Genomic DNA, 24,228 nt, shown 5'->3' with positions numbered 1-24,228 from the left:
CGGGCGCCCCCCTCTGACCTCCCTGACTCCCCCGCTTCGCTTCCCCCCTCAGGGCAGGGGCGCGTTGTCGATGGAGGGGTCTTCCAGGCTCAGGGTCACCCTCAGCACGGCCTCGAAGGCGGCTCCCGAGAGGGGCATGAAGAAGCCGCGACCATAGGTGACGCCGGGCATCCAGATCTGTTCGATATCCACCGCGATCTTGATGGGGCGAAGCGGCTCACCCGGTCGCTGGACATAGATGCCAGGGGCCGTCGCAACCTGGGGGAAGCGGCGCAGAATGTGCTCGCTGCCATCCCCCGCATCCGGGTTGAGTCGCACCTTCACCAACTTCGCCAGGGCGGATTGCATCTCGGGGGCACGCCACAGCCTGGTATTCAGCGCCTTGCAGCGTCGGCACTTGGCGCGCTCGATCACGTAGAGCAAGGGGTATCCTTCCCTCAGCGCCAGCCGCTGCGCCTGCTCATAGCCCTCGGCGCCACTCAGCCAGGGATTATCCTGCTCCCCCGCGCCCCCCAGCAAATACCAGAGGGCGCCAGCCCCCGCCAACAGCAGCAACACGCCGGTGAACAGGCTCTTGATCCCGATATTCATGGTGCAACTCCCTGAATGAATCCGATCCCTGCCCCCTATCATGCCTCACTCTCATCTGGTTGACGACTTTGTGATCCAGGACAAATGGCGCACACTTGTAAGCTGTAATGTTAGAGTTTAAACTCCAGCCCCGATTTTGGTGCCCCTGCGGGCGCACAACTGTTACTTGAGGATGCGTGAGATGTCGCAGTTTCATCTGGTTAGAGTGATGCGTGAGCGTATTGCCCGCCTTGGCAACAAGGCCGCCCTGCGCGTCCAGCAGGATGGCCAGTGGCGCGCCATCGGCTGGCGAACCCTGGGTCAGGCCATGGATTATTGCGCCCAGGGCCTGATCCGGGCGGGCCACCAGTCCGGCGAGATGGTCGGCATCTATGCCCGCAACATGCCCGAGTGGACCCAGGCCGACCTCGGCATCCTGGCCGCCCGCGGCGTCAGCGTGCCCATCTACCCCACCAGCACCCTCGATCAGCTGCGCTACATCGTCAAGGATGCCGGCATCAGGATGCTGTTCGTGGGGGAGCAGCCCCAGTTCGATCAGGCGCTGCACCTCATCGACAGCGGCGAGATAAGCCACATCGTCGCCCTGGACGGCACCGTCGATCTGCGCGGCTGCGCCTCGGCCAGCCACTTCCAGACCTTCCTCGTCTCCGGCAACCACCAACCCAGCGAGCTGGTGCTGCGCGAGCGCGAGCGCCACTACCGCATGGACGACCTGCTGACCCTCATCTACACCTCGGGCACCACGGGCGAACCCAAGGGGGTCATGCTCGATTTCGCCAACATGGCCGCCTGCTTCGAGATGCATGACGCTCGCCTCGACCTCAGCGAGCAGGATGTCTCCCTCTGCATGCTGCCGCTGAGCCATGTGTTCGAGCGAGCCTGGAGCTACTACGTGCTCTATTGCGGCGCCGAGAACGTCTACATTCGCGACCCGCAGAAGGTGATGGATGTCATCGGCGAGGTGAAGCCCACCGTGATGTGCGCCGTGCCCCGCCTCTACGAGAAGGCCTACGCCATGATCCAGGCCAAGGTCGCCCAGGCGCCGCGCCTGCGCCGCGCCCTGTTCGGCTGGGCCACCCGGGTGGGCAAACAGATGGTCGCCACCCGTCAGGCGGGCAAGTCCGCCTCTCCCCTGCTCTATGGCCAGCTCTGGCTTGCCGAGCGCCTGGTGTTTCGCAATCTGCGCGCCCGTTTCGGCGGTCGCACCCGCTTCCTGCCGGTGGCGGGCGCCCGTCTCGCGGACGAGGTGAATCTCTTCTTCCAGGCCATGGGGCTCAACCTCAAGTACGGCTACGGCATGACCGAGACCACCGCCACCGTCTGCTGCTATGAAGACACCCAGTTCAGGCTGGGCTCCATTGGCACGGCGCTAAACGGCATCGAGGTGAGACTCGGCGAGAACAACGAACTGCTGGTGCGCGCCCCCACCGTGATGCGTGGCTACTACAACAAGCCGGAGGCCACCGCCGAGGTGATGACCGAGGATGGCTTCCTGCGCACCGGCGATGCAGGCGAGCTGGATGACGAGGGCAACATCTACTTCACCGAGCGCTTGAAGGAGCTGATGAAGACCTCCAACGGCAAGTACGTGGCGCCGCAACTGGTCGAAGGGACCCTCGGCAAGGATCGCTTCATCGAGCAGATTGCCATCGTCGCCGATGCCCGCCACTTCGTGTCGGCGCTCATCGTGCCCTGCTTCGAGTCCCTGGAGGAGTACGCCCGCTCCATCAACCTGCAGTACCAGTGCAAGACCGAGCTGCTGCGCCACTCCCGAGTGATGGAGTTCTTCGAGGCTCGCATTCAGGATCTGCAAAAGGAGCTGGCCAAGTTCGAGCAGGTGAAGAAGTTCACCCTGCTGCCGAGCGCCTTCTCCATGGAGCTCGGGGAGATCACCCCCACCATGAAGCTGCGCCGCAAGATCATCGAGGCCAAGTACCAGCGCGAGATAGAAGCCATGTACAGCCACGTCTGATCGACGGGCCTGATATGAAAAAGCCGCTCATGGAGCGGCTTTTTGCTGGGCGTCTCTCCCTTATGGCAGCTTGACCAGGGGTTGCGCGCGCAGCTCGGTGGCCCGACCGCCCTGGATCTTCTCCACCTGGGCCAGGGCCTGCTTCACCTCGTCGGCATTTTGCAGCAGGCGATAGGTCAGATCGAAGGTCTTGGTCTCCCCCGGCTGGATCTTGGGGACCAGCCCGAGCGGGCGCTGGTACTTGGTGCTGTAGGCATAGCTGGTACCGGGTTCGATGCCGGTCACATAGCCCTGGGCCCGGGTGTCGGTGTTCTTCCACAGGGTCAGCACCGGCAGCTGTCTGGTGTTGTAGCCCACCGCCACTCCGGCGTTGCCGGCCCGGTTGTTCAGCACTGCCAGGGTATTGCCGTCGGCGTCGCTGTAGGGCACCAGGTTGAACACCATCTCGTCGAAGCCCTTGGTGGGCCCCAGATAGGTTTGCCAGCCCTTGAGTCCGGCCTTGGCGTAGTCATTGAACGGGGAGATCTGCTTCACCGGCGTGCTCACCCTGGCTCCCTCCTCCAGAATGGGGGCCCCGAAGTTGCCGTGATAGATGATCTGGTACTCGTTCTCGTAGTCCGCGTGGTTGGTCAGCTTGTCCTGCAGGGCAAACTCCGCCTGACCGGGCACCACGCTCAGCTGGGTCCAGGTGACCAGTTCGCTCATCTTGAAGGTGCGCTCGTCCACCCGGCCCAGCACGTGGATGGCATAGGGCGGCTCTTCGTCCACGGTCACGCTGACCACGGAGGCGGGAATGTTCTGCACCCGGCCATGCAGGCTCTTGAGGCGGCCGTCGTCATCCACCCCGGGATGACCCGTCCACTCGTAGCCGCAGCGCACCAGCATCTCGTTGAAGCCGTCGAGCCAGCCGAGGCCGCCACGGCTCTCGAGATCGATGAAGGCGGGATTGACCACCTCCTTGACCGGTGAATCCCAGCCGAGGCGCAGATCCGCCGCCTTGACCTCCTTGATCCCCATGCCGCGGGTCGGCACCAGGGTGATCTTCATGACGCCGTTGTCGACGATGAGCAGATCCACCCCTTCCTGGCGGCCGCCGTGCAGGCGTTTCTTCTCGATGGTGAAGGGAACCGGGCTCTTGATACCGAGCTTCTCGCTGGTGATCTTCCAGTCACCCACATCCAGCCCTTGCTGGGAGTCGGTCAGCAGAAATTCGGCGGCGTGACCCGCGGTGGCGCCCAGGGCGAGCAGCACGGCAATGGAGAGTTTCTTCAACATGGATTTATCCTCGTGTCTCTTGTTTTTGTGAAAGCTGAATCGTTTCAGTGATCGAAAACTAGGCGTCTGATGCCCCGGACTCAAGAGACAAAAAGAGGAAATGTGAGCCGATTGACAATAAAAACGGCTTCAGCCCTGCTGAAATGAAGGCTGACTCACAGTTATGAAAGGAGGAAAAAACAGGCGGGGCGCCGAGAGGGGCGCCCCCTCACCCCGCCCGCACCACATCAGGCAAGGGCCAGCGTCACCGCGGCTTCGGCGTGGATGGCGGTGGTGTCATAGAGAGGCACGGCGGCCTGGCACGCCCCCACCAGCAGGGCGATCTCGGTGCAACCCAGGATCACCGCCTGGGCACCGGTCTGTGCCAGATCGGCGATGATGGCCAGATACTCGGCCTGAGACGACTCGCGAATATCGCCGAGGCAGAGCTCGTCATAGATGATGCGGTGCACCCGCTCCCGTGCAGCGTCATCAGGCACCAGCACCTCCAGCCCGAAGCGCTCCTGGAGCCGCCCCTTGTAGAAATCCTGCTCCATGGTGAAGCGGGTGCCGAGCAAGCCTACCCGGGTCACCCCGTCGGCCTGGAGGCGATGGGCCGTGGCATCGGCGATGTGGAGCAGGGGAATGTCGATGGCGGCCTCGATCTCCGGCGCCACCTTGTGCATGGTGTTGGTCCCGATCAGCAGAAAATCGGCGCCACCGGCCTGGATGGCCCTGGCCTCGGCCGCCAGCAGACGGGCGGTGGCGGGCCAGTCACCGGCGTGCTGCAACCGCTCTATCCCGGCAAAATCCACGCTGCTCAGCAGCACCCGCGCCGAGTGCAGACCGCCGAGCCGCTCGCGTACCCCCCGGTTGAGGGCCTGGTAATAGCTGACGGTGGACTCCCAGCTCATGCCACCCAGCAGACCGATACATTTCATGGGATCTCCTTATGTAACCCGATGGTGCAAACCAATGCTGCAATCCCTCAGGGGGCGCGTTTGATCGCACCGCCCCGGCAATAAAAAAGGCCCCGAAGGGCCAACAAGACAGCCGGTAAAGGCTCAGGCCGAGGCCTAAACCCAGATCATCAGCACGCAGGCCGCCGTGGCGAGCCCCATGCCCAGATTGAAACGACGCCAGCCGGTGGCGGTGCGGATGAGGCGGCGCACCTGGGCACCGAACAGCACCCAGAAGGCGCCGGTATAGAGGCCGGTCACGAAGAAAATGCCGAGCACCCAGCCTGCGGACGGCCAGTAAGCCTCCCCCGCCAGGGTGAAGCCGCTGATGGCGGAGAGCGCCATCATCCAGGCCTTGGGATTGAGCAGTTGCAGCATGGCCCCCTGATGGGCCGGGATGAGCGGCCGGTTCCCCTCCGCCGGGCCACTGGCGTTGGCCACCTTCCAGGCCAGCCAGAGCAGGTAGGCCGACCCCACCAGCTTGAGGCCGTCGTGCAGCAGGGGCAGACGCTCGAACACCACCCCAAGCCCCAGGGCCGTGGCCAGGATCATCAGGTTGATGCCCCCCACCACCCCCACCAGCAGAGGCACGGAGCGGCGAAACCCCTGGGCGGCCCCGGCACTGGTGAGCAGCATGTTGTTGGGGCCCGGCGTGCCACAGGTGATAAGGGCAAAGCCCGCCAGGGGGAGCAACCAGTTCAGATCCATCTCAACCTCGTTCAGATACGGCAAGCCTCCTAATATGCAGAGCCGACGCCCTGACGACAAGGTCAGCAATGCATTTTCTTTGCATGAATAATCAAGACGCTGTTAATACCAGAGCATCACCACGCACAGGGCGGTCAAGGCACCCAGGCTGCCGTTGAGACGACGCCACCCCTTGTCCGAGTTGATCCAGCGACTGAGCTGATGGCCAAACATCACCCAGGCGAAGCAGACCGGGAACCCCGCCATGGGGAAGACACTCATGATGCCCCACATGCTCGGCCAGTAGTCGCTCCCCGGCAGGCTGAACAGACTGATGGCCGAGATCCCCATCATCCACGCCTTGGGATTGAGGAACTGGAAGCCCAATCCTTCAAGCAGAGTCAAGGGGCGGGCACGGCTGGCGGGATCTCCGGGGGCGCCTGCCACCGCGATGCGCCACGCCAGCCAGAGCAGGTAGAGGCTGCCCAGCACCTGCAGGCTCAGCTTGAGCAGGGGCCAGCGCTCGAACAGCGGATAGAAGCCGAGCGCCAGCACCAGTTGCAACACAGGCTGGCCCACCGCCACCCCGATGAGATGGGGCAGGGTGCGCCGCACGCCGAAGTTGGCGCCGGACGCCGTCAACATCAGGTTGTTCGGCCCGGGCGTGCCGCAGGTGAGCAGGGCGAAGCCAAACAGGGTGGCATACCATTCGATGGTCATGGGGAGACTCCTTTCTCGCCACATTGTACCGATACAATGTGTGCTTGTTGGTTGTGTAAAGACTGATAATCACGCTATATTGCGGACAATCTTGGATCAATGGATTTATTGTCACCATGACAATCTGGACGCCCGACCTCACCCCTTTCGAGGGGCCCCTCTACCTCAAACTGGTCAAAGCCATCGAGCAGGCCATCGCCACCGGCACCCTCTCACCCGAGACCCGGCTGCCGACCCACAGGGCTCTGGCAGACAAGCTGGGGGTCACCGTGGGCACCGTCACCCGCGCCTACACCGAGGCGGAGCGACGGGGCCTGCTGGCGGCCCGGGTCGGGCACGGCACCTGGGTCAGGGGAGCGGCGGATCCCGCCAACGAATGGGTGATCCGCAATGAAGACAGCCAGCGCATCGAGTTGTGGCAGAACCTCCCGGTCCAGCTGGACAGGGGCGCCATCATCAGGCCCCTGCTCACCGATCTGGCGCAGGGGGATCTCAACGGCCTGCTCGGTTATGACAAGGAGGCCGGACGCCCCGCACAGCGCCAGCTGTTCGTCGACTGGCTCGCCGAGCAGGGCATCACGGCGAGCGAAGATCGCCTGCTGTTCAGCCATGGTGCCCAGCACGGCATCATGCTGGCCCTGCTGGCCACCGGCTGCGTGGGAGAGACCCTGTTTTGCGAGGGACTGAGCTACCCCGGCATGCTGGGTAATGCACGCCAGCTCAAGAATCAGGTGGTGGGGCTGGCGATGGATGAGGAGGGACTGCTGCCAGAGGCGCTGGATGCCGCGTGCCGTACCCGCCGGGCCAAGCTGCTCTACCTCACCCCCACCCTGCAAAACCCCACCACGGCCACCATGAGCCTGGCGCGGCGCGACGCCATCGTCGCCATCGCCCGTCGCCACGATCTGCTGATCGTCGAGGATGACGTCAACGGCCTGCTGCCCGAAAGTGCGATCCCTCCCCTGGTCAACCTGGCACCGGAGCGGGTCATCTACCTTGGCAGTCTCGCCAAGATCGCCTGCGGCGGCCTGCGGGTCGGCTTCGTGTTGTCCCCTCCCGCCCTTCGCAACGGCTTCGCCCAGGCGATGCGGCTGTCGAGCTGGATGGTGAGTCCGCTGCTCATCGAACTGGCCTGCAAGCTGGTGAGCCAGCGCCAGATCATGCCGCTCATCGAACACCAGCGAAAAATCCTGGCGCGCCGGGGTGAGCTACTGCGCCACCTGCTGCCGGGAGCGCGCTGGCAGGCGGGGTCCATGCACGCCTGGCTGCCGCTGCCCGAGCCCTGGCGCAGCCAGGAGTTTGCGGAGGCCGCCAACGCCCTTGACGTGGGGGTCGCCAGCGGAGAACACTTCGCCGCCGGCCAGTTTGCCGCCCCGCAGGGAGTACGCCTCAGCCTGAGCCAGCCCGCCACCGACGCCCGCGTCGCCGAAGGGCTGGAGCGCCTCGCCGGGCTGCTGAGGGGCACGCCGCCCACCAATCCCCTGCTATAGTCATTGACCCTGGCACCCGAGGAGCCTTCATGTCTGCCGCCCGTCCCGCCCTGCTGATCACAACCCTGCTGCTGGGAGGCTGCGCCTCCCCGGCCCATCAACAGCTTGGCGCCGCCCTGAGCGGACTGGAGGGGGAGCTGACGCGGCTGGAGGAGGAGTTGGCAGCCATGAACGGCCTTCACTATCAAAAAGCCATCGACGCCCCGGTGGCGCTGCGCCGCTATCTCAAGGCCCCCGCACCGACGGCGGAGGGGCTGGTGCCCGTGCAGAGCCGACTGCAAGATGGCCCCCAGCTGCGCTACGACTACCGGCTGCCCGCCGGGATGACACGGCTGCCCACCGACAACCCCTGCCTGCGCTACGAGTTCGAGCTGCGCCGCCTCGGGCGCCTGGGCCAGCTCGAGCTCACCTGGCAGGGAAAGGCGGGAGCCGGGGAGCTGCGTGTCCCCCAGCGGGACTGCCCCTTCTCGGCCAGGGGGCCCGGCCTTCAGTGATGCTATCTTTGCCCCGCCCAAGGCCGGCACTGAGCCATCCCTGACCCAGGTGGGGTATTGACCCCCTCTGGCTCTCGCGGGAGAGTGGAGGCTAACTTTGAATCCAACCTCGCCACCCCCGACCGGCGAAGGAGCGTCAAAGATGCAGATCCTCCTCATCGAAGACGATGCCATGATGGGCTCGACCCTCACCCAGGGACTGAGTGATCTGGGGCTGCCCCCCACCGAGCTGTTCCACTGCAAAGAGATTGCAAGCCTGCCCGCCCTGCTGCGCCAGCACGCCTTCGATGCCATTCTTTGCCGCCAGTATCACCACCAGGCCCACGAGGGAGTCAGGCTGCTGCATGAAGCACACCACCTGGGCCTGCTCGCGCCCGGCTGCGTGCTCCTGCTGCTGGAGCAGGACGAGGACACCGGCCAGTTCCCCCCCTCCGACCTCTATTTCGCCCTGCGTCTGGCCGTGCCCTTCACCACGGAGCAGCTGGCGCACAGCCTGCAAGCGCTGCTGGCACTGACCACGGTGACCCGCCCCCTGGCCACCCCCATGGCGCTCAGGGAGTGGCGCAGCGCCTGCGCCCAGTGCGAGGATCTGCTTTACCGGCACGCCAGCCACAAGGGGCTGGAAGCACAGATGGACAGGGTAAAGGGCTACATGCTGCTGCAAGCCGGGGAACGGGTGCAGGCCGCCCAGCACTACGCCATCTGCACCACGGAGCACGATGCCTGGTGGCCACGCCAGGGACTGAACCAGGCTCTGCTCGGGCTGAACCGGGTGGAGAGCGCCCACAAGGATCTGGCCCGCAACCGGGAGCGACTGCCCCCCGTCATCCATCAGGCGCTGGTTCTCGCCTGCCAACTGCACGAGGCGCAGTGGGATCCGGCCTGGGAAACCTTGTCAGGCTTGCTGCACCGCTGCCCCTGGCAGCCGCAGTGGCGCCAGGTGGCCATTTTGCTGGCCTTGCTGCGAAGGGATGAAGGTCAGGTGCTGGCGCAGGCCAGCGATTTCATCCTGCGCTACTTCCCCAAACAGACGTTTCGCCACTCCGTTGAACGCTGCCTGCTGGATGCGACCCTGGCGGTGCTCTGGCATCCACCGGGAGAGGCCAGAGTTCATGGGCTGCAGCAGGCTCTGGAGGAGCTCGGTCAGCAGGCCGTGACCCTGCGTGCCCACGAGGAGGGGCTGCTGCGCGCCCTGATGCTGGGTCTGGATTATCGATTCGATGGCGCCTTGATGCTGCTGGCCAAGCACCCGCCGGAGGCGGCGCGGGACAATCACCTCAACCAGCTGCTCGGGGTGGCCGTCAGCCAGTTCTGCGGGCTTCCCCACCATGCCCAGCGTTATCTGGCCCAGCTCGGCCAGTATCAGGGGCCGGTGGCACAGACCCCGCTGTTGCAGGGGCTCATTTTGCAGGTGGTCGACGATCTGGCGCGGCAACTGGCGCAGCGGGAGCAGCAGCTGACCCAGCTGCGCGAGGAGCGGCAACGGGCCATGACCACGGGTCAGCTCCAGCTCGCCGTGCAGAGCGCTCTGACCCTGCAGGAGCGATTCCCGGCCCAGGCGGGGGATGCCTGGCAACTGCTGGTATTGCTGACCCAGTGCTGGCCCGCTGGCATGGCGGCCCCGGCGGTGGCCCGCCTGGTGGACAGGCTGGAGCAGCGTCTCAACCACAGTGCCGCCTTCCTGGAACACCATGGGAACGCCTATCGGGAAACCCTGCAACAGGTGAGATCTCACCTGGCCCCCAAACTGCCGCCCCTCGGTCCCCATCAGGGCCTATAGCCATCCAGGGCGGTGCATGCCGCCCTGGCAGGTGCATGCCGCCCTGGCAGGTGCATGCCGCCCTGGCAGGTGTGTTACAACAAGCCCCGCACCAGGATCCCCGCGATCAGCAGGGGGGCGACCAGCCGCCAGCACCAGAGCAGCGCACCACGCATCAGCGGCGAGAGATCCGCAGGCACAATACTGTCCCCCAGCTTCCAGCCAAGCAGCAGGGTCAGCACCAGACCGAACAGGGGCATCATCAGGTTGGAGGTGAGGTAATCCAGCAGATCGAACAGGGTTTTGCCAAACAGGGTGTAGTCCGCCCAGGGCCCGAATGACAGACTGACCGGAATGCCGCAGGCCATGATGAGCAGGGTCAGCACCCGGCAGGCATTGCGGCGCGACCAGCCCCACTCCTCGGTGGTGAAGCGCACCAGGTGCTCCAGCATGGAGATGGAGGAGGAGAGCGCCGCCACCAGCAGCAGCAGGAAGAAGATCACCGCCAGCCCCTGACCGAACGGCAGGTGGTTGAACACCGCCGGCATGGTCATGAAGGTGAGGCCGGGGCCGGCGGCAGGATCGATGCCGGTGGAGGCCAGCACCGGGAAGATCATCAGCCCCGCCAGCACCGAGATGCAGCTCGCCAGGGTGACCACCCAGACCCCGGAGCGCAGCGCCCCGTCACTGCTCGGCAGGTAGGCGCCATAGGTGGTGTGTACCCCGAGGCCAATGGAGAGGGAGAAGAACGCCAGCCCCAGGGCGTCGAGCACCCCCTGCCCCGTCAGGTGGGAAAAGTCGGGCATCAGGAACTGGCGTACCCCGGCCATGGCCCCCGGCATGGAGAGCCCGGTCACCACCAGGAGCAGCATCATCACGAACAGGGCCGGCATCATCCAGCGCAGCGCCCGCTCCACCCCTTGTTGCAGCCCTCCCTGCACGAACCACCAGGTGAGCCCGGCGAAGACGAGATGGGTGAGGGCCGGCCAGAGGGGATCGCTCACATAACCGGTAAAGAGTGCGGTGAGGGTGCTCGCCTCACTCAGGTTGAGCTCACCGCCCACGGCCAGGGCCGCATAGCCCACGGTCCAGCCCCCCACCACGCTGTAGAAGCTGTAGATGAAGAAGCCACACAGGATCCCCATGTAACCCATCCAGCGCCAGTTCGGCCCCACCAACTTGTGGAAGGCGCCGAGCACGCCGCGCTGGCTGCGGCTGCCGAGCAGGGTCTCCCCCACCAGCACCGCGACCCCCAGGGTGAAGCTGAAGAGCAGGAACACCAGCAGGAAGGCACCGCCCCCGTTGGTGGCTGTCACATAGGGAAACTTCCAGATGGCGCCAAGGCCGATCGCCGAGCCGGCGGCCGCCAGCACATGACCAATACGGGAAGACCACTGAACCTGGCTCATACAACCTCCGGGCAAGACAACATCAGTTCGATACTCCATGGCTAGACGCGGTGTGCGCCGCAACAAAAAAGGCCGCCTGAGGGCGACCTTTGCAATGAACAGTCAGACAAACGACACCTGCAAGGTCACCTCTCCAGGAAGGGGCTAAATCGGCCACAGAGAGCGATAAGGGGTGACATGGGAGGGCGACGCCTGCACGGTAAAAAGGAGCCACAGCCTAAACCATGGCAAGAGAAGTTGACAGGAAATAGTCTAAAACAGAACCAAAAACAGATTTAACCAAAACAAAATATCGAAATTACAGACCGTTACTCTATTTATTTTTAATTAACAGATTTTTATAAAGAGTCAATCCTGCCACCCCACTCCCCTGCCAGCCCGGCCGGGGAGTGGCACAGATGACCAACCCTCCCTACACCAGGCCGCGCACCAGAATGCCACCAATGAGCAGGGGAGCCAGCCAGCGCCAGCAGCCCATCAGCAGTGCCCGCCAGTGGGGAGCCAGCCCTTCGGGCAGCGCCTGGCGACCGAGCCGCCAGCCCAGCAGCAGCGTCAGGGCCAGCCCGAACAGGGGCATCATCAGGTTGGAGGTGATGAAGTCCAGCAACTCGAAGATGTTCTTGCCAAACAGGGTCAGGGTGGCCCAGGGACCGAACGACAGGCTCACCGGGATGCCACCCGCCATCACCAGGGCAATGACCAGGTTGCACGCCGTGCGGCGGGACCAGCCCAGGCTCTCGCACAGGAAGCACTGCAAGTGCTCCAGCAGGGAGATGGAGGAGGAGAGCGCCGCCACCACCAGCAGGGAGAAGAACACCACCGCCAGCCCCTGGCCGAAGGGCAGTTGCTGGAACACCGCCGGCATGGTCATGAAGGTGAGGCCCGGGCCCGAGGCCGGGTCAATACCGGTCGCCGCCAGTACCGGGAAGATCATCAGGCCCGCCAGCACGGCGATGACGCTCGCCAACAGCACTACCCAGAGGCTGGAGCGACCGACCCCTTCGCTGGAAGGCAGGTAGGCGCCATAGGTGGTGTGGATGCCAAGGCCGATGGAGAGGGAGAAAAAGGCCAGCCCCATGGCGTCCAGCACACCCGACATGCCGAGCTTGCTGAAATCGGGCATCAGGAAGTGGCGCACCCCGGCCATGGCGCCCGGCAGGGTGAGGCCGAAGGCCACCAGCAGCAGGATCATGATGAAGAGGGCCGGCATCATCCAGCGCAGGGTGCGCTCCACCCCTTGTTGCACGCCGCCCCGCACGAACCACCAGGTCAAGCCGGCAAACAGCAGGTGGGTCAGCACCGGCCAGAACGGATCACCGACGTAGTCGTTGAAACGGGCGGTCAGTGCCGCGCCGTCCCCCTGTTGCAGCTCCCCCGCCAGGGCCATGCCCGTGTACCCCAGGGTCCAGCCGCCCACCACGCTGTAGAAACAGAAGATGAGCAGGCTGCACAGCAAACCCATGGCACCGACCCAGCGCCAGCGCCTGCCCATCAGTTCACCAAAGGCTCCCACCACCCCGCGCCGGGTCAGGCTGCCGATCAGGGTCTCCCCCATCAGCACCGCCACCCCCAGGGTGAAGCTGAACAGCAGAAAGACCAGCAGGAAGGCGCCGCCACCGTTGGCGGCGGTGACATAGGGGAACTTCCAGATGGCGCCGAGACCGACCGCGGAACCTGCGGCGGCCAGGATGTAACCGAGCCGGGATGACCATTGGGACTGCTTCATAAGAACTCCACGGGAAGGGCCTGCCAGCGAGGCCCGAAATGGCGCTCAGAGTACGCCCGCGGGCGCGCAATCACTCGGCGTATATCCGATATAAAACTTAGTTTTTAGCATCATTAACCAATAAAATTCGGATAACCAACCAATCGTGCCACAAAATAAAAACCGGAGCGGGGATGCTCCGGTTTGTTGTCTGCCCGGGTCTGGCGGGATTAGATCACCCCCAGCTCCCGCAGCCGCTCCATCAGATAGCTGTGGGCGGTGTGACGCTCCGAGAGCACCACATCCGGACGGGGGTGCAGGAAGAGCGGCAAGGAGATGCGGGACTTGGCGGCACTGCCCCCGGTCGGGTTGATGACCCTGTGGGTGGTGGAGGGGTAATAGCCGCGGGAGGCCTCCTGCAGCATGTCACCGATGTTGATGATGAGGGTGCCGAAATCGCAGGGCACATCCATCCACTCCCCGTCTGAACCTTTCACCTGCAGGCCCGGCTCGTTGGAGGCGGGCAGAATGGTCAGCAGGTTGATGTCTTCATGGGCGGCGGCGCGGATGGCACCCGGCTCCTCGGTGCCGTCGAAGGGCGGGTAGTGCAGCACCCGCAGCAAGGTCTTGTGGCTCTCTTCGATCATGGAGGAGAGCGGGCAGCTGTAATGGGCGGCGATGTCGCCCGGGGTGTGTTGCTCCACCCAGCCCAGCAGCTCGGCGGCCAGATCGTTGGCCAGGCGGTAGTACTCCATCGCCTGCTCTTTCAGCTCTGCCGGCATCTGGCCCCAGGGATAGATGTGGAAGTACTCCTTGATGTCCTTCTGGCTGTGGCCCTTGGCCACCTCGGACACCGAGGGCGGGAAGTAGCCGTCCTGGGTCTCGCGATTGAACAGGAAATCCTGCTTCTGTTCGCTCATGAAGAAGCGATACCAGTTGTCATAGATGGACTGCACCAGCTCCTTCGGGATGGGGTGGTGAGTCAGCACCCCGAAGCCGGTGGTGCGCAGGGATTCGGTGAAGCGCTCGGCCGCATCGGGGGAGCGATAATCGACGGTCAGGACTTTCATTGTTTTTATGTTACATGCCAGTTAAAAGTAGGCGCAGTTTACCCTGCCTCCCCGGGCAAGAAAAGGCTGCCGGAAGCCCGTCTACAACGGCTTGAAAATACTGATAAAAACATCATGATACGGCCCCCTCGCCCGGTGCTTGTCCCGGACGGGCCTCCTCTTCTAGAATGCCCCACCCCCTTTGCTGTCGGAGCCCCCTCATGTCCCCCAAGATCCTGTTGTTGACCCTTCCCTTCCTGCTCGCCGGGTGCAGTTCCCTCTCGGAGGAGGAGTGCCGTGCCATGAGCTGGTACAACCAAGGCTATCAGGACGGGGAGCAGGGCAAGACCCGGAGCGCCACCCGCGACTATCAGAAGACCTGCGGGGAGTACGGCCTCAAGGTGGATGAGGCGGAGTGGCAGCGCGGCTACGCCAAGGGGCTGGAGCTCTATTGCATCCCCGAGCTTGCCTACAGCAAGGGACGGGAGGGGAGCGAATACCTGGGGGTCTGCCCCAACGACACCAGCTTCCTCACCCAGTTCGAGCGCGGCCGCAAGGAGTACCTGCTGGAGCAGCGCCTCGGCGAATTGCAGCAGGAGCTGGAGCGCACCGAGCGGAGCATCCACCAGCTGGATCAGCAGATCCGGGGCGAGAGCGACAGCCGCCAGCGCGACTACTACCGTGCCCAGCGCGAGCGCGCCATCCGTCACTACGAAGGAGTATACCGGGACTACAACCGGCTGCGCTTCCCGGATCGGGTGATCCAGTTCTCCTTCGGGAGCTGACAAAAAGGGGCCGACATGGCCCCTTTCTGTTTATGCCGCAGACTGTTTTTCCCCTCAGGCCGGCAGGACCCAGCGCTGCAACGCCAGGGCGATGCCATCCTCGTTGTGATCCGCGGTGACCCGGTCTGCATGGGCCTGGATCTGGGGCGCCGCATTGCCCATGGCCACCGCCAGCCCCACCTGCTCGAACATGCTGATGTCGTTGTTGTTGTCGCCAAAGGCCACCAGGTTCTCCATGGCGATCCCCTCCCTCGCGGCCCACTGGGCCAGCCGGTTGCCCTTGCTGCAACCTGGCTGCACCAGCTCCACCGCATAGGGGGCCGCCCAGTCACGGGTGAAGGGCAATCTCTCCACCACCTCCCCGACGAAACGGTGCAACCGGCCGGGATCCTGGTTGAACAACTCCAGCTTCCAGATGGGGGACTGCAACCAGGACTCGATATCCTCGGCGGGCAGCAGGGAGACCTTGAGGTGATCCGGCTGGGTTGCCGACCAGCGCCGCATCCGGCCCACGTGCTCCTCGCAGCCCAGGTAGCCGATGCCGTCCCCCAGGTGGAACAGCGCCCCCATCTGCTGGGCTTGCACCTCCTCCAGCAGGGTGGTGAGAGGCGCCACGGCCAGGGGATCCCCGGCGAGGATCCTCTCCTGCACCGGATCATAGAGGTAGGCACCGTTGCTGCAGATGATGGGGGTGTCGAGGGCCAGCTCGTGGTGGAAGGGACGGGCCGTCATGAAGTGGCGACCCGTCACCAGCAGCACCTTGATGTCGTGGGCCCGGGCCTGGGCCAGGGCCGCCCGGGTAGCGGACGAGATCTTGTGATCCCGGTTCAGCAGGGTACCGTCCATGTCCAATGCAATGGCCTGATAACGACTCATATCACCTCCAAGAATGTCGAGACGGGTGCGGCGCCATCCCTCCCGTTTCCAGTGCCATGACGACACATCTCACCGCCGGGAATGCGGACTGGGCATCGCAAGGCCCATGATGGGAGACGCGCTCGCCGGGGGGCGGGAACAGCGGAGCAAAGAGCCATACCGTCCCAGACTCGGCGCCGCGATGCAAGTCCGGCCCGCCATCCCGTCGCCGAACTGTGATCCCCGCGCCCTTCGTCAGCCCGCCTCGGCGCACCCGGCCACGGCGTTTCGCCTGTCCGCCCGTCTGCGCAATCCGTAGAAACCGAGGGCACAGATCACGCCGCAGAGGCCGGCCAGGTAGAAGGGCCACTCGGTCCCCGCCAGCAGCACCAGGCTGCCCAGCACCACCGCCAGGATCTCGCTGCCCACCGCCAGACCGCGGTAGAGCCCCATCGCCTGCCCCTGCTGGCTGGCATGGCTGCGGTTGGAGACCGCCACCGAGGTGGCCAGCTCCCCCAGACTCATGCCGATGCCGGCCGGGATGAAGGTGAGCGCGAGCCCCCACCACTGGGTCGGCAGGATGAACATCAGCATGCCCGCCGCCATCACCAGGTGGCCGACGATGCCAAGGGAGCTGCCGCGCCAGTGCCGTGCCAACTGCTCACCGATCCAGGAGCCCAGCATCATGGGCACGCTCACCAGCACGGCGGCCTGGGCCAGTTGCACCGGATCCCATGCCAGCCGCTCCACCAGCCAGACATTGAAGTAGGTGAAGTAGAGCTGTACCGCCCCATAGCTTGCCAGGGTCAGGGCAAAGTAGGGCAGGAGACGAGGTTGCAGCAGCAGTTGGCGGGTCGAGAGAGGAACCTCATCCCGGGTCGCCGGCACCGGGGGACGATTGGGCAGCAGCCAGAGCACCAGCAGCAGGTTGATCACCGTCATCCCCACCGCCAGCCAGGCCGCCAGGCTGTAATCTCCCGAGACCACGGCCGCATAGCCTCCGATCATGGGACCCACCACCCAGCCCAGGTTCATGCCGATGTTGATGCGGGCGAAGTTGCGGGCCTTGGTCCTGGCCGTGCTCATGTCCGCCGCCATCGCCTGCACGATGGCGATGTCGCCGTTGAAGAAGCCCTCCACCACCCGGCTCAGCAGCAAGAGCGGCAGGGAACGCCAGGCGATGCCGAGAGCCATCAGCACATACCCCGCCAGCACCCCCACCAGACAGAGGGTCAGCACCGGCTTGCGCCCATGGCGATCGGAGAGGCGGCCAAGCAAGGGGGCCCCCAGCAGTTGAAACAGTGGATAGAGCCCCATGATGACGCCAAGCCACACCTTGCGGCTCCAGTCCGACGCCTGTGGCGTCAACATGCCCTGGGCCGGATCCAGCAGCAGCGGCGCCAGGACGGGGGAAGGCAGGCTGAACCCCGCCACCGCCAGCGTCACCGTCATCACCAATACCCAGAGGGTCCCCTGTCCCTTGATCCCTTCCATCTTCGCCTCATTAAATAAAGTCATCGGTTTATTTATATTGTGAGGGGTCGTCCATTAAGTAAAGCAGATTGTTGATTTAAATCGCCCTGCTACCCATAATGACCTCATCCAGGCGGTCACCGCACCGATACCCACCACCGGAGCCCCCATGAACGCCAGTACCGACAAGATCCTCTATCTGCTGAAAACCCGCGGCCCCCAGAGCGCCGCCGAACTCGGCGACCAGTTGCAGATGACGTCCATGGGGGCGCGCCAGCACCTGATGGCCCTGGAGTCCGAGGGCTGGGTGGGGTTTAGCGACGAGGCCCGCGGCCGCGGTCGCCCGGTGCGCCTGTGGCACCTCACCGACCAGGCCTGGCAACGCTTCCCCGACACCCATGGCGATCTGACCCTGCAGCTGATCGACGACATCCGGCAGGTGTTTGGCGACGCGGGCATGGAGCAGCTCATCACGCGGCGGGAGCAGCAGATGCAGGCACGCTATGAATCCAGGCTGACCCAGCCGGCGCTGGCAGACAGGCTGATGACGCTCAAGGCACTGCGCACCCAGGAGGGGTATATGGCGGACATGTCGCAGGAGGAGGACGGCAGCTGGCTGTGGTGGGAGAGTCACTGCCCCATCTGCAGTGCGGCCAGAGCCTGTCGGGGCTTTTGCCGCAGCGAGCTGGCGCTGTTTCGCCGGTTGCTGGCGCCGGCCGAGGTGGAGCGGGAGCAGTATCTGCTGGAGGGGGACAGCCGCTGCCTCTATCGCATCCGGCCGCCCCGCCCCTGAGCGGGCGGAACGCAAAAACAACAAAGCAGGCGCCGGGATGCCTGCTTTGTTGCCTTCGGGGAGGGGGTGCTCTCGTTCCAGCCCGTTGTTTCCCGATAAGGTCGAACGGCTGATGGGGCTCTTGACCCGGTAAGGTCCTTCACCACAGGTGCCTGGTCGGGCGCCTGTCTTGCCACCGGAAGATGTAACCATGTTACTCCCCGCGATGCGGTGAGTGGTTGTGAAGTAGCAGGTATTTTCAGTTGTTTTTGCAATAGTTCACCCTTAATCTAGGAAAAGTGGATTAGTAATTGCGAAGAGGTACGGAGAATGCTGAAACTTGATCGTATAGACAGGCATATTCTGGAGCTGATGCAGGAAAATGGCCGCATCAGCAACCTGGAGCTGGCCGAGCTGGTCGGGCTCTCTCCTTCCCCCTGCTCGCGCCGGGTCAAGGCGCTGGAGGATGCCGGTCTCATCGATACCCATGTCACCCTGCTCAATGCCCGCCAGCTGGGGCTGACCCTCACCGCCTACATTCACATCTCCATGGACAGGCACACTCCGGAGCGGTTCGAGAACTTCGATCGCGCCGTCAAGGATCTGCCCGAGGTGCTGGAGTGCGACCTCATCACCGGCAACGATGCGGATTACCAGCTCAAGGTGGTGGTGCGGGATATGGAGCACTACCAGCACTTCCTGCTGGACAAGCTGACCCACATCTCCGGCGTGACCGGGGTGCGTTCGAGCTTCGTGCTGCGCCGCATCAAGCACAAGACCGCCCTGCCCCTCAACCACCTGGGCTGACAACCCACCCCGCATCCGGGGATGCACCAAAAGCAAGAGGAGGCCAGGGCCTCCTCTTCTTGTCTCTGCTATCAAGGGCATTCGCGGTCAACACAGCCCCCGGGCGCCCTCGCGCCGCCAGGTGGTGGACGCCTCGTCATGCCTCGACCTGGCTGACGTCCTGCACCTGCAGCAACCAGCCGCTCTGCTCCTGCAGGGGTTCGCCGCGCAGCCGCAGCCGCTCACCGGTCGACACCCACTGCCCTTTGGGCAGAGATATTTCCAGGCTCTCGCTGCCGTTGTCGAACACCCAGCGATCGGCGCCCAACGACTCCATCAAGTACCCTTCCATCTCCACTCTGGACTCGGCCTGCCAGGAGGGGGAGGCGGTATCACGGCTCTCGATGAAATCCCCCTGAACACCAAAGCTGGCCAGCCCCCACAGAATGGAGAGCCCGACGATGGATGATTGCATCTCTCTCTCCTGTTGGTTTGCTACCTTGAGGGCCAGTATGGGAAGAGAAAAATGAGTGCACCATGAACAAGGTGCCAAAGTGCTGGCAAGATCGCGAAAAAAACCGGCCCCATGGCCGGTCATGTCATTTTATGTCGTACAGGTCACACTACTTGGCCGCTTCTTCTGCCATCCGTGCAGCCCTTGGTTTATTTGTCCACATGGCCACCCCGCGGTGATCCGCACAGATCCCCTCGTCGGTGACCGCCCGCACCCGGACCCCGTCCTTGCAGATGGCCTGCCAGGCATCGGCATCGTCGATCTGCAGCTCGGAACGGGGATAGGAGGTATCGGCGCAGGCGCACAGCAGGATGGCAAACAGAGGGAGCAGGGATTGCATGGGTTTCATCGGGTCACTCCTGACGGGGAAAGGGATCAGCGCCCCAGCTGCGCCGCCACGCGATCGCAAAGCTGCTTGAGCTGGGCCAACTCAGCATCGGCCAGATCCACCTGATTGCGCAAGCTGTCCGCCAGACAGCACTCCCTGACCTCCTGCTGCAACTGGCGTCCCGCCTCGGTCAGACTGATGCACTTTTGCCGCTCATCCTCGTGGGAGACGGTTCGGGTCAGCCACCCCTTGCTCTCCAGCCGCTTGACGATGGGGGTCAGGGTGCCCGCATCCAGTCCGGTCTCCTGCCCTATCTCCTTGAGGCTGACCTCGTCCCGGGCCCAGAGCGAGAGCATCACCAGGTACTGGGTATAGGTGAGATCCAGCTTGTCCAGCAGCGGCCGATAGGCACGCATCACCGCATTGGAGGCGCTGTAGAGGGCAAAACAGACCTGCTTTTTCAATTCGCTCATGGAGGACCTCGCTGACGACAAGGGGGCAGTATACCCCATCAACTTCGGGGCTGAATAGTTTGCACACAAAACAGTTGCCAGCCCCCGTGTTCAGGACTACCCTGATTTTAGTTTGCACACAAACAAAAATACCAGGCCGCCGCCCGACGCGCGGCCCCACTGCCGGAGAATGCCCATGAATGCCATCAGCCATCAAATCCAACTGCTGCGTCGCCCCACCGGTCTCCCCACCCTGGAGGACTTCGCCCTCCGGGACGTGCCCCTGCCCGCCCTGCAGGAGGGAGAGGTGCAGGTCGCCAACCAGTGGCTGTCGGTGGACCCCTACATGCGCGGCCGCATGAGCGAGGCAAAAAGCTACGTTCCTCCCTTCCCCCTCAACGGCCCCCTCGACGGCGGCGCCATCGGCACGGTACAGGCATCGCGCCACCCCGATTTCAAGGTGGGGGACAAGGTGAGCAGCATGCTGGGCTGGCGGGATGCCTTCGTGGCAAACGCCGCCCAGCTCACCCGCCTGCCCGACACCACCCTGCCGCCCCAGCGCTTCCTCGGCGCCCTCGGCATGCCGGGCATGACCGCCTGGGCGGGCCTGCACAAGGTGGCACACCTGAAGGCCGGTGAAACCCTGCTGGTCTCGGCAGCCTCCGGGGCGGTCGGCACCATGGCGGTCCAGCTCGCCAAGCAGGCGGGGGCCAGGGTCATCGGCTCCACCGGCTCGGCCGACAAGGTCGCCTACCTCAAGACCCTGGGAGCCGATGCGGTGATCAACTACCGGGAGACCCCGGATCTCGACGCCGAGCTGGCCCGCCTCGCCCCCGAAGGCATCCACGTCTACTTCGAGAACGTGGGGGGCGCCATGCTGGATGCCGCCCTTAACCACCTGGTGGTGCACGGGCGCATCGTGCTGTGCGGCCTCATCGAGCAGTACAACAGCAACGGCCAGGCCAGCGGCCCGCGCAACCTCTCCCAGGTGATCCGCAAGCGCATCCTGATGCAGGGGCTGCTGGTCTCCGATCACTGGCAACACTACGGGGCGTTCCTGGCCGAGGCCATGCCGGCCTTCGAGGCGGGCACCCTCCAGGCCGAGGAGACCGTCAGCGAGGGGCTGGCCAGCATGCCGCAAGCCTTTATCGGACTGTTCCAGGGCCGCAATACCGGCAAGATGCTGGTCAGACTGCCCTGATCCGGAGGCATTTCCCATCTATTTAACAGATAGAATATCGCCAGACCCATCCATTTAAGCGATGGAAAATCGGCATCCGATCGCCCTTGAACAGGCGGCTTGCACAACGGGCCCATCCCCCCTAAGGTGGGCCCGTTTTCCCTGGCGCACCCCGCCGTCTCAGCAAGGAGCCTCCCCTATGTCTACCCCCTATCCCCGCGTCGGTGTCGGCGTCATTCTCACCAATGGCCAGGGCCAGGTACTGCTTGGCAAGCGCAAGGGCAGCCATGCCCCCTACTGGTCCATCGCTGGCGGTCATCTGGAATTGGGGGAGACCTTCGAGTCGGCAGCCATCCGGGAGGTGGCGGAGGAGACCGGCTTCGTCATCCGCCAGCCTCGCGTCATCGCCGTCACCAACAACCTGGAGACCTGGCGCGAGAGCGGCCTGCACTACATCTCGGTCACCCTGCTGGCAGAGGTGGACGGGGAGCCGCAACTGCTGGAGCCGGAAAAATGCGAGGGCTGGATCTGGTGCGACCCGCACACTCTGCCCGAGCCTCACTTCGATGCCAGTCGCCAGTCCATCGCCTGCTGGCTGGCGGGACAATGCTACCTGCCCCAGGCACAACCTGCCCCCTGACCCTCACCGGCAGGCTGCCGCGCGTCACCCCGGTACCTCTCGTCAGCTGGCGGAGGCGACCAGCCACCCCGCCAGCCCCTGTTGATGGCAGGCAGCGCGGGAGGGCGTACCGTCACCAAACTGTCACTTTTTTGTCATATTATCCGGGCCAGGATGATGACGAGGAGGGGAAGATGGGACAGGTATTCATGCAGTTCTTGTGGCTGGGGTGCATCAGTGTTGGCGGGCCGGCCGCCCATATCGGCTATTTTCAGCGCACCTTTGTCCAGCGGCTGGGCTGGCTGAACCAGGCGGAGTTCGCCCAGTTGCTGGCCCTGTGCCAACTGCTGCCGGGTCCGGCCTCCAGCCAGCTCGGCTTTGCCATCGGTCGCCACCGTGCCGGCATCGGCGGCGCCCTGGCCGCCTTCGTCGGCTTTACCCTCCCCTCCTTTCTGCTGTTGCTGGCGGCCGCCGTCGGTCTGGGTCAGCTTGCGGGCAACCTCTGGCTGGACGCCGCCCTGCACGGCCTCAAGCTGCTGGCGCTCGTCGTGGTGGCGGATGCCGTGCTCACCATGAGCCGCCAGTTCTGCAAGACGGCGCTGCAACAGGGGGTCATGGTGGCCACCGCCGCCGCCCTCTGGTGCGCCCCCGGTCTTCTGACCCAGGTCGCCATGCTGCTCGGCGCGGCCCTGCTCTGTGCCCTGCGCGAGCCGCACCCGGGGAGTCAGGGCCCCGCGTCCACTCCGGATCGCCAGCCTCACTGGCCGACCCTGCTGCTGTTCGCCCTGCTGTTCGTCGGCCTGCCCCTGGTGGCGAGCGGCCCCGTCAGCCAGTTGCTGGCCGACTTTTACCGGGCAGGCAGCCTGGTGTTTGGCGGTGGTCACGTGGTGCTGCCCCTGTTGCAGGAGAGCCTGGGTCACCACCTGAGCGAGCAGCAGTTCCTGACCGGCTACGGCCTGGCCCAGCTGGTACCCGGCCCCATGTTCACCCTGGCCACCTACCTGGGCGCCGTGCTGTTGCCCGCCACTCCCCTCATCGGGGCGCTGCTGGCGACCCTGGCGCTCTTCCTGCCGGGTTTCTTGCTGCTCTGGGCGCTGGGCCCCTGCTGGCAGCACTGGCTGGCCCGCCCCCGTCTGGCGGGGGCCGTGGCCGGCATCAACGCCGCCGTGGTGGGGCTGCTGCTGGCGGCCCTCTATCAGCCGGTGTGGCAGAGCGCCGTGCTCTCCCCCACCGATCTGGCGCTGGCCGCCGTCGGCTTCTACCTGCTGCGGGTGCCACGGCTCCCCGTTCTGCCCCTCGCCGCCCTGCTGACGGGGGCCGCCCTGCTGCTGGCCTGACGAACCCGCGACAAGTCAGGCAGCGCCCGCCGGGCTGGCGGTCATGGCTCTTATCCCCGAGGGGAGGCAAAGAGAGCAAGATCCGTCAGGACAGCTCGGGCCCGTTGGCCGATAGTGGGCAGCACAGAGGAGAGACCATGGATCACAACCAGACAGAGGCCTACCGCCGACGCTTTCAAACGGTGACAGAGCACATCGAGCGCCATCTCGACGACGACCTGTCGCTGGAGCGGCTCAGCGCCGTGGCGCACTTTTCGCCCTTTCACTTTCATCGGCAATTTGCCGCTTACTGCGGCGTGCCGCTGGGGCGTTACATCCAGCTGCTGCGGCTGAAGCGGGCCTCTTACCGGTTGGCATTCGCGCCTCTGGACAAGGTGACTGATATCGCCCTCGATGCCGGCTTCCAGCATGGCGAATCTTTCAGTCGCGCCTTCAAGCAGACGTTCGGCCTGACGCCCAGCCAGTTCAGGCAGCACCCGGACTGGGCCAGCTGGCATCGCTGCCTGCCACGGCCCCCCACAAAGAGGATTGACCCCATGCGAGTCGACATCATCCAGTTCCCGCAGACCGCCGTCGCCGCCCTGACCCATCAGGGCCTGCCCGAGCGCATCAACGACACCGCGGCGCGCTTCATCCAGTGGCGCAAGGCCACGGGCGACTCCCCGGTCGCCACCAGCCGGACCTATGGCCTGGCGCCGGACGACCCCGCCACGACGGAGGGTGCGGCGTTTCGCTTTACCCTCTGTGGCAGCGTCGAGGCCCCCGTCGCCGAGGACAATGAGTGGGGCGTGAAGAATGCCCTCATCCCGGCCGGGCGCTGCGCCGTGGTACGCCACCACGGCTCCCACGACCTCCTGGCCGACTGTGCCCGGGCGCTCTACCGCGACTGGCTGCCCGCCAGCGGCGAAGAGCTGCGGGATTTTCCACTCTTCTTCCACTACCACAACTTTGTACACGAGGTGCCCACCCATGAGCTGGTCACCGACATCTACCTGCCGCTGGCATAGCCCGGCACCTGACAGGGGGAGATAAAAAAGC

The 24,228-nt window shown here is 64.7% G+C and carries 24 protein-coding genes; 11 read left to right on the top strand and 13 right to left on the bottom strand.

All coding sequences use genetic code 11. The features are described 5' to 3' along the window. Positions 1-48 precede the first annotated feature (48 nt). Positions 49-591 carry a hypothetical protein gene (locus tag AB5Y70_RS00120; RefSeq protein WP_039039406.1) on the bottom strand — a complete coding sequence of 181 codons (543 nt, stop codon included), beginning with the start codon at positions 589-591 and terminating at the stop codon, positions 49-51. A 181-nt stretch (positions 592-772) separates the two neighbouring features. Between AB5Y70_RS00120 and AB5Y70_RS00115 the strand changes: the two genes are divergently transcribed. Then, positions 773-2,563: a long-chain fatty acid--CoA ligase gene (locus tag AB5Y70_RS00115; protein WP_049635925.1), complete on the top strand. Its 1,791-nt coding sequence runs from the start codon at positions 773-775 to the stop codon at positions 2,561-2,563. Positions 2,564-2,623: 60 nt separating this feature from the next. Here the strand turns inward: AB5Y70_RS00115 and AB5Y70_RS00110 are convergent, their stop codons facing one another. From AB5Y70_RS00110 to AB5Y70_RS00095, 4 genes are all read right to left on the bottom strand, one after another. After that, positions 2,624-3,838: an aldose 1-epimerase family protein gene (locus AB5Y70_RS00110; RefSeq protein ID WP_049635926.1), complete on the bottom strand. Its 1,215-nt coding sequence runs from the start codon at positions 3,836-3,838 to the stop codon at positions 2,624-2,626. A gap of 227 nt (positions 3,839-4,065) precedes the next feature. Beyond that, on the bottom strand, positions 4,066-4,758 hold the full coding sequence (locus tag AB5Y70_RS00105; protein ID WP_043155387.1) for an aspartate/glutamate racemase family protein: 693 nt from the start codon (positions 4,756-4,758) through the stop codon (positions 4,066-4,068). A gap of 135 nt (positions 4,759-4,893) precedes the next feature. Further along, a complete protein-coding gene (locus AB5Y70_RS00100; RefSeq protein ID WP_010672906.1) occupies positions 4,894-5,484 on the bottom strand; it encodes a LysE family translocator in 591 nt (196 codons plus the stop codon). A 102-nt stretch (positions 5,485-5,586) separates the two neighbouring features. Next, complete coding sequence (locus AB5Y70_RS00095; protein WP_039039402.1) at positions 5,587-6,183, bottom strand: LysE family translocator; 597 nt, start codon at positions 6,181-6,183, stop codon at positions 5,587-5,589. Positions 6,184-6,299: 116 nt separating this feature from the next. On the opposite strand from AB5Y70_RS00095, the gene AB5Y70_RS00090 reads away from it, so the two are divergent. The 3 genes from AB5Y70_RS00090 to AB5Y70_RS00080 all read left to right on the top strand — a co-directional run bounded on the left by AB5Y70_RS00090 (position 6,300) and on the right by AB5Y70_RS00080 (position 9,947). Then, complete coding sequence (locus tag AB5Y70_RS00090) at positions 6,300-7,673, top strand: PLP-dependent aminotransferase family protein (RefSeq protein ID WP_049635927.1); 1,374 nt, start codon at positions 6,300-6,302, stop codon at positions 7,671-7,673. 29 nt (positions 7,674-7,702) lie between these two features. Continuing rightward, entirely contained in the window at positions 7,703-8,167 is a 465-nt protein-coding gene (locus tag AB5Y70_RS00085; protein WP_049635928.1) for a hypothetical protein, read from the top strand. Positions 8,168-8,309: 142 nt separating this feature from the next. After that, positions 8,310-9,947: a hypothetical protein gene (locus AB5Y70_RS00080; protein WP_049635929.1), complete on the top strand. Its 1,638-nt coding sequence runs from the start codon at positions 8,310-8,312 to the stop codon at positions 9,945-9,947. Between the two features lie 74 nt (positions 9,948-10,021). Here the strand turns inward: AB5Y70_RS00080 and AB5Y70_RS00075 are convergent, their stop codons facing one another. From AB5Y70_RS00075 to AB5Y70_RS00065, 3 genes are all read right to left on the bottom strand, one after another. After that, positions 10,022-11,335: a sodium-dependent transporter gene (locus AB5Y70_RS00075; protein ID WP_041211033.1), complete on the bottom strand. Its 1,314-nt coding sequence runs from the start codon at positions 11,333-11,335 to the stop codon at positions 10,022-10,024. A gap of 412 nt (positions 11,336-11,747) precedes the next feature. Then, complete coding sequence (locus tag AB5Y70_RS00070) at positions 11,748-13,061, bottom strand: sodium-dependent transporter (RefSeq protein WP_049635930.1); 1,314 nt, start codon at positions 13,059-13,061, stop codon at positions 11,748-11,750. Between the two features lie 209 nt (positions 13,062-13,270). Beyond that, entirely contained in the window at positions 13,271-14,110 is an 840-nt protein-coding gene (locus AB5Y70_RS00065) for an isopenicillin N synthase family oxygenase (RefSeq protein WP_010672899.1), read from the bottom strand. Positions 14,111-14,310: 200 nt separating this feature from the next. Between AB5Y70_RS00065 and AB5Y70_RS00060 the strand changes: the two genes are divergently transcribed. Continuing rightward, the gene (locus AB5Y70_RS00060) at positions 14,311-14,874 is read left to right on the top strand and encodes a DUF2799 domain-containing protein (RefSeq protein WP_010672898.1); all 564 of its coding nucleotides are present in this window, start codon (positions 14,311-14,313) and stop codon (positions 14,872-14,874) included. A 54-nt stretch (positions 14,875-14,928) separates the two neighbouring features. On the opposite strand, the gene AB5Y70_RS00055 is transcribed toward AB5Y70_RS00060, so the two are convergent. Beyond that, the gene (locus AB5Y70_RS00055; RefSeq protein WP_049635931.1) at positions 14,929-15,750 is read right to left on the bottom strand and encodes a Cof-type HAD-IIB family hydrolase; all 822 of its coding nucleotides are present in this window, start codon (positions 15,748-15,750) and stop codon (positions 14,929-14,931) included. Between the two features lie 234 nt (positions 15,751-15,984). Beyond that, entirely contained in the window at positions 15,985-17,223 is a 1,239-nt protein-coding gene (locus AB5Y70_RS00050) for an MFS transporter (RefSeq protein ID WP_049635932.1), read from the bottom strand. A 148-nt stretch (positions 17,224-17,371) separates the two neighbouring features. Between AB5Y70_RS00050 and AB5Y70_RS00045 the strand changes: the two genes are divergently transcribed. Then, positions 17,372-17,995, top strand: a complete 624-nt coding sequence (locus AB5Y70_RS00045; RefSeq protein WP_041214535.1) for a metalloregulator ArsR/SmtB family transcription factor — start codon at positions 17,372-17,374, stop codon at positions 17,993-17,995. 309 nt (positions 17,996-18,304) lie between these two features. After that, positions 18,305-18,781, top strand: coding sequence for an Lrp/AsnC family transcriptional regulator (locus tag AB5Y70_RS00040; protein WP_010672894.1), 477 nt, complete (start codon positions 18,305-18,307; stop codon positions 18,779-18,781). A gap of 136 nt (positions 18,782-18,917) precedes the next feature. Here AB5Y70_RS00040 and AB5Y70_RS00035 read toward each other — a convergent pair whose 3' ends face one another. The 3 genes from AB5Y70_RS00035 to AB5Y70_RS00025 all read right to left on the bottom strand — a co-directional run bounded on the left by AB5Y70_RS00035 (position 18,918) and on the right by AB5Y70_RS00025 (position 20,075). Further along, positions 18,918-19,235: a hypothetical protein gene (locus AB5Y70_RS00035; RefSeq protein WP_041211026.1), complete on the bottom strand. Its 318-nt coding sequence runs from the start codon at positions 19,233-19,235 to the stop codon at positions 18,918-18,920. A 148-nt stretch (positions 19,236-19,383) separates the two neighbouring features. Then, positions 19,384-19,614 carry a hypothetical protein gene (locus AB5Y70_RS00030; protein ID WP_029313696.1) on the bottom strand — a complete coding sequence of 77 codons (231 nt, stop codon included), beginning with the start codon at positions 19,612-19,614 and terminating at the stop codon, positions 19,384-19,386. A gap of 35 nt (positions 19,615-19,649) precedes the next feature. Continuing rightward, positions 19,650-20,075: a MarR family winged helix-turn-helix transcriptional regulator gene (locus AB5Y70_RS00025; protein WP_029313694.1), complete on the bottom strand. Its 426-nt coding sequence runs from the start codon at positions 20,073-20,075 to the stop codon at positions 19,650-19,652. A gap of 175 nt (positions 20,076-20,250) precedes the next feature. Here AB5Y70_RS00025 and AB5Y70_RS00020 point away from each other — a divergent pair, with 175 nt between their 5' ends. The 4 genes from AB5Y70_RS00020 to AB5Y70_RS00005 all read left to right on the top strand — a co-directional run bounded on the left by AB5Y70_RS00020 (position 20,251) and on the right by AB5Y70_RS00005 (position 24,197). After that, positions 20,251-21,255 carry an NADP-dependent oxidoreductase gene (locus AB5Y70_RS00020; protein ID WP_049635933.1) on the top strand — a complete coding sequence of 335 codons (1,005 nt, stop codon included), beginning with the start codon at positions 20,251-20,253 and terminating at the stop codon, positions 21,253-21,255. 178 nt (positions 21,256-21,433) lie between these two features. After that, positions 21,434-21,874 carry an NUDIX hydrolase gene (locus AB5Y70_RS00015; protein ID WP_039039391.1) on the top strand — a complete coding sequence of 147 codons (441 nt, stop codon included), beginning with the start codon at positions 21,434-21,436 and terminating at the stop codon, positions 21,872-21,874. A gap of 173 nt (positions 21,875-22,047) precedes the next feature. After that, positions 22,048-23,190, top strand: coding sequence for a chromate efflux transporter (gene chrA / locus AB5Y70_RS00010; RefSeq protein ID WP_049635934.1), 1,143 nt, complete (start codon positions 22,048-22,050; stop codon positions 23,188-23,190). Positions 23,191-23,327: 137 nt separating this feature from the next. Beyond that, positions 23,328-24,197 carry a GyrI-like domain-containing protein gene (locus AB5Y70_RS00005; protein ID WP_053288131.1) on the top strand — a complete coding sequence of 290 codons (870 nt, stop codon included), beginning with the start codon at positions 23,328-23,330 and terminating at the stop codon, positions 24,195-24,197. The last annotated feature ends 31 nt before the right edge of the window (positions 24,198-24,228 follow it).

The sequence above is a fragment of the Aeromonas sp. s1(2024) genome (assembly GCF_040908005.1).
Taxonomy (GTDB): Bacteria; Pseudomonadota; Gammaproteobacteria; order Enterobacterales; family Aeromonadaceae; genus Aeromonas; species Aeromonas caviae.
The sequence above is the reverse complement of the archived record's forward strand: the minus strand, read 5'-3'. Positions and strand labels throughout refer to the sequence as shown.